Source organism: Microcoleus sp. (genome assembly GCF_049646505.1).
Taxonomy (GTDB): Bacteria; Cyanobacteriota; Cyanobacteriia; order Cyanobacteriales; family Microcoleaceae; genus Microcoleus.
Map to the genome: position 1 here is coordinate 1 of NZ_JBARVX010000414.1, position 3,927 is coordinate 3,927.

At 43.7% G+C, this 3,927-nt stretch carries 4 protein-coding genes; 3 read left to right on the top strand and 1 reads right to left on the bottom strand.

The genetic code is table 11. From position 1 onward, the window contains the following. Positions 1-1,175 (bottom strand): AAA-like domain-containing protein (locus WBA89_RS20500; RefSeq protein ID WP_424409038.1); only part of this gene is annotated, 1,175 nt, incomplete at its 3' end. A gap of 402 nt (positions 1,176-1,577) precedes the next feature. Between WBA89_RS20500 and WBA89_RS20505 the strand changes: the two genes are divergently transcribed. The 3 genes from WBA89_RS20505 to WBA89_RS20515 all read left to right on the top strand — a co-directional run bounded on the left by WBA89_RS20505 (position 1,578) and on the right by WBA89_RS20515 (position 3,690). Then, on the top strand, positions 1,578-1,751 hold the full coding sequence (locus WBA89_RS20505; RefSeq protein ID WP_424409040.1) for a hypothetical protein: 174 nt from the start codon (positions 1,578-1,580) through the stop codon (positions 1,749-1,751). Positions 1,752-1,782: 31 nt separating this feature from the next. Further along, the gene (locus WBA89_RS20510; protein WP_424409042.1) at positions 1,783-2,163 is read left to right on the top strand and encodes a hypothetical protein; all 381 of its coding nucleotides are present in this window, start codon (positions 1,783-1,785) and stop codon (positions 2,161-2,163) included. 204 nt (positions 2,164-2,367) lie between these two features. After that, a complete protein-coding gene (locus tag WBA89_RS20515; RefSeq protein WP_424409044.1) occupies positions 2,368-3,690 on the top strand; it encodes a serine hydrolase in 1,323 nt (440 codons plus the stop codon). Positions 3,691-3,927: the final 237 nt, after the last annotated feature.

Genomic DNA, 3,927 nt, shown 5'->3' on the forward strand with positions numbered 1-3,927 from the left:
GGCAAAATATATTTTTCAAAGTAATCTTTGCAGTTGACTTTGCTGCCAAAAATTTCGTCCCAATAATCGTCTAATTGATTGGCTAAGTGCAACTCGCGCCCAACGTAGGCGCAAAACCATTTTAAGAATTGATCTAAATCGGCGAATACGGCTTTATCTACTAACTGAAAAGTTAGCGGCACTGTGCAATAACCTTGAAGGCTTCCGTGATGCAAAATTTTTGCCATCAAGGAAGTTTTTCCCATTTGTCTCGGTGCTTTGATTCTAATTAACGCGCTGGGCTGTACAATAGTTTGATAGCAGCGTTCTTCGATGGGCTGGCGTTCTACATAAAATTGAGAGGCGACATCGACTTGTCCTCCCGGTAATTCCGGTTCGGCGACTGGTTGGGGTATTTCGTCGCTGCTAATTTCTAATACTTGGTTTTGCGTTAAATCTTCCGGTTCTTCTGGGACTGGTGCGGGAGTTTCTGCTAGCAAATTTAGCACTTCTTCGATAATAATTGGTGTGTCGGCGGTGGTTTTCCATTCCCTCTGTTTGATGCGGTACAGATAGCCCCGCAAGTCGTGGTTTAAAGGCGCGTTTAGCGGGAAACCGACGCGGATGGGGAGAATTATCGGTTTTTTGTCAGGGCGGGCATCTTGCAGTTCTTTTGCTTGCTGAACTTGATATGTTAGTATTTCGCTTTGGCTGACTGTTGGTGGCAGTAGCAACACCAAGTAATCGCATTCTTTGAGGAAGAAGTTAATGCGATCGAACCAATTATCTCCCAATCTAATGTTATTTTCGGCTGTGAAAACTGTATGACCGATCGCACTTAATGCCATTTCCAACTGTTTTCCCAACTCGCGATCCGGTTCGGCGCTGCGATAACTGATAAATACTTTAAAACTGCTGGCGGTTTCCCCCGCAGCGGCTAAATTGTCCGACTCTCCGACACCTTCGGCATCGTCTAGTTTAGCCGATCGGTGGTCGTCATTCGTCAGAGTCAGATCGAAAGCCGCGAACAACTGACGAATTTTACTTAAATCTGCACCTTCTCTACCCTGCTTAATTTTGCTGACTGTATCGATACCGACGCCAGATTCAGCCTCGATTTCCGTCAGAGTACCTCTAATGTTATATCGGTCAGACCATTCTTGGAGCGTTTCGTTAAGTTTCTTTAAGCCTGACACTGTGAGAATGCGGCCGCGAGATCGTTTTGACTTGAGCACTTCGCTTGCACTGAAAAGGGAACAAATTTAGAAAATTTAACGTCTTAAGTCCCTATTTTAGCCGATTTTGAGTCAGATAGTCAGCTAGCCGGAATTTAAGGAATTTTACTGCGGAAAGTTTTTTGGGCGATCGATTCTTCAAACTCCATCCTGACAACGGCTTCAACCTTTGAATATATTTGAAAACCAGAAACTTTTCTTAACTCCCCAATCTCCCCCGCCCGGAATCACTGAATTTTTTAGAGTAGATACATCAAAACCCAAGGGTGCCGCAGAAACAAACTGTCTGATTCGCGTCAAATATCTTCTGTGACACACCCTACACTAGCAGAATCCATCAGGCTAAAAAGGAGCATCGTCAAAATGAGTAAAATCTTACACAGACTGGGAATGGCAGCTTTAGGAACCGCTGCAATTTTCACAATTAATACACTTAATAATTTAACAGAAGCATCCGCCGCTGGTAAATTTGACCAACCCGAAACTCATCAAAATAACGTTTTTCCACTTGCTGTCCCCCCTCTGTTCCACAAATAAAAACATTCATTAATTTAATTAAGAAGAAATTATGAAGTATACACTTTGTTCGCCGCAACCTACCGCTACAATATCTGACTTGGTTGATGCTGAGGCGATCGATGCCTGCACTGCTTTAGCTTGGGTTGAATTGATAGCGTTAGATGACAGCGCTCTCACGGGGGATGATTGGCTGGTTCTGTGCGATGATATAGATAGTGGCGAAATCTATCGCGGCTGGTTTCTGTGGCACGATCGCGAAGTTAGCGGTAATTGGGAAGCTTACGATCATTTGAGCGATCGCCGAAAAGTTGCTAAAGGCAAAGTTTTTCTCAAAGCTGCGATCGACTCGATCGAAGATGCTAGAAACCAATCGATTTTAGATTTGGTAATTGCCGAAACCGCAGTTCGACGCAGATCGACGCTTTCTTAACACAGATAATTTCTCGATTGTTTGCGATTTTTGTCAAAATGTCTCTTCAGTTCGGGCAACGGAATATTCTAAAACAAAATAACAAACTTTACGGTTGCGGGCAAGAGTTGACTGTATGATGCTAGGTGGTTTGCGTCAAAAGCGGTTGATAACGCTGTTCTGGCCGTTTTTTCGTTGCAGCCGTTCAACTCTTTCTCTTTAAATATGACTCCAAAACTGCGATGGCTGTTGCCTTCTTTAATTAGTGTTTTGTCGATCGCCCTGCCTGTCAAAGCTGATACACTAACATCATGGCACTTCGATGCCAACCAAAATCAACTAAACTTAACCACCGATTCAGGCGTTCAACCCCAAGTTCAACTTATTGCCAATCCCACCCGTTTAGTAATTGATTTACCGGGAATTGTCTTGGAATATCCCGAAACTCCTCAAAGCTACAACTCAGCTATTCAACAAATTAGAATCGGGCAATTCGATCGCGAAACTACCAGATTAGTGATACAATTAACTCCCGGCTATCAGTTAGACCCGCAAAAAGTCCGAGTTATTAGAGAATCTGCAACCCGCTGGTCGTTTCAGTTGCCGAATCCAGAGCAAATCGCCGGCAACGAGTCTTTTCCACCAACAGCTATTACCCAGGTAGAACAAAAACCGCGTCAAGTTTCGCCTACTGTTGCTTCAGGAATTTCGAGAAACTATGGCGCTGATTTGGAGATGCGAACGGGTTTGGAAATGAGCGCAATTAAGCCTCAGATTGAAAGTGCGATCGCCCAATACAGATCCCTGAGTGCCGGAATGTTTTTTCTGGATTTAGATACAGGAGAATATTTGGATGTCAAAGGCGATCGAGTATTTCCGGCGGCGAGTACAATTAAATTGCCAATTCTAATTGCATTTTATCAAGATGTAGACGCGGGCAAAGTTAGCTTGGACGAAACATTAGTTATGAAGCGGGACTTAGTTGCCAGCGGTTCAGGAACCATGCAAGACGAACCAGATAACACTCGGTTTAGCATCAAAGAAACCGTAGATAAAATGATTACGATCAGCGATAATACAGCCACAAACATGATTATCGAACGTTTGGGAGGAATTGCTAAAGTCAACGAACGTTTTCGCAGTTGGGGATTAACTGATACGAGAATTCGCAACTGGTTGGGCGATTTTCAAGGAACAAATACCACAAGTTCTGTGGATATGGTAAAGTTGCTAGCAATGCTGTCTCGCGAGAAATTAATTTCGGAATCGAGTCGAGAACAGGCTTTAGAATTATTGCGGCGTACTACAACTAGAACGCTGTTGCCTTCGGGTTTGGGGGCGGGAGCCGTGATTGCCGACAAAACTGGAGATATCGGTTTTGTGGTGGGCGATGCGGGAATTATTGATATGCCCAATGGCAAGCGTTATTTAGCCGCAATTTTTGTGAAACGTCCTTACAATGACCCAATTGTCAGAGATTTTGTGCGTCGAATTTCGCGGATTGTCTACAATTATTTAGACCAGCCTGCGGCGAAAGCATCGAATTAAATCATTTCCTCTTCCTCTCATTCCCAGGCTAGGCCTGGGAATGAATACCAAGAGGCTCTGACTTCAGTAAGGTGAGATTCTGTTGTATGTGAAGTCATTACTTGCTAGCCACAGGCATCAAATACTTCGCATGAATTTTAACCTCTGTCACCAAAAAATTACTAAAACTTTCATGGCTTTTAATGAAATCAATTTGGTTAGTCCCTTCGCAGTAAGAGTAAATCGGGGGATCTGCGC

Coding starts and splice junctions, on each gene's coding strand:
- WBA89_RS20505 (WP_424409040.1), top strand. CDS start 1,578: ATGAGTAAAATCTTACACAGACTGGGAATGGCAGCTTTAGGAACCGCT.
- WBA89_RS20510 (WP_424409042.1), top strand. CDS start 1,783: ATGAAGTATACACTTTGTTCGCCGCAACCTACCGCTACAATATCTGAC.
- WBA89_RS20515 (WP_424409044.1), top strand. CDS start 2,368: ATGACTCCAAAACTGCGATGGCTGTTGCCTTCTTTAATTAGTGTTTTG.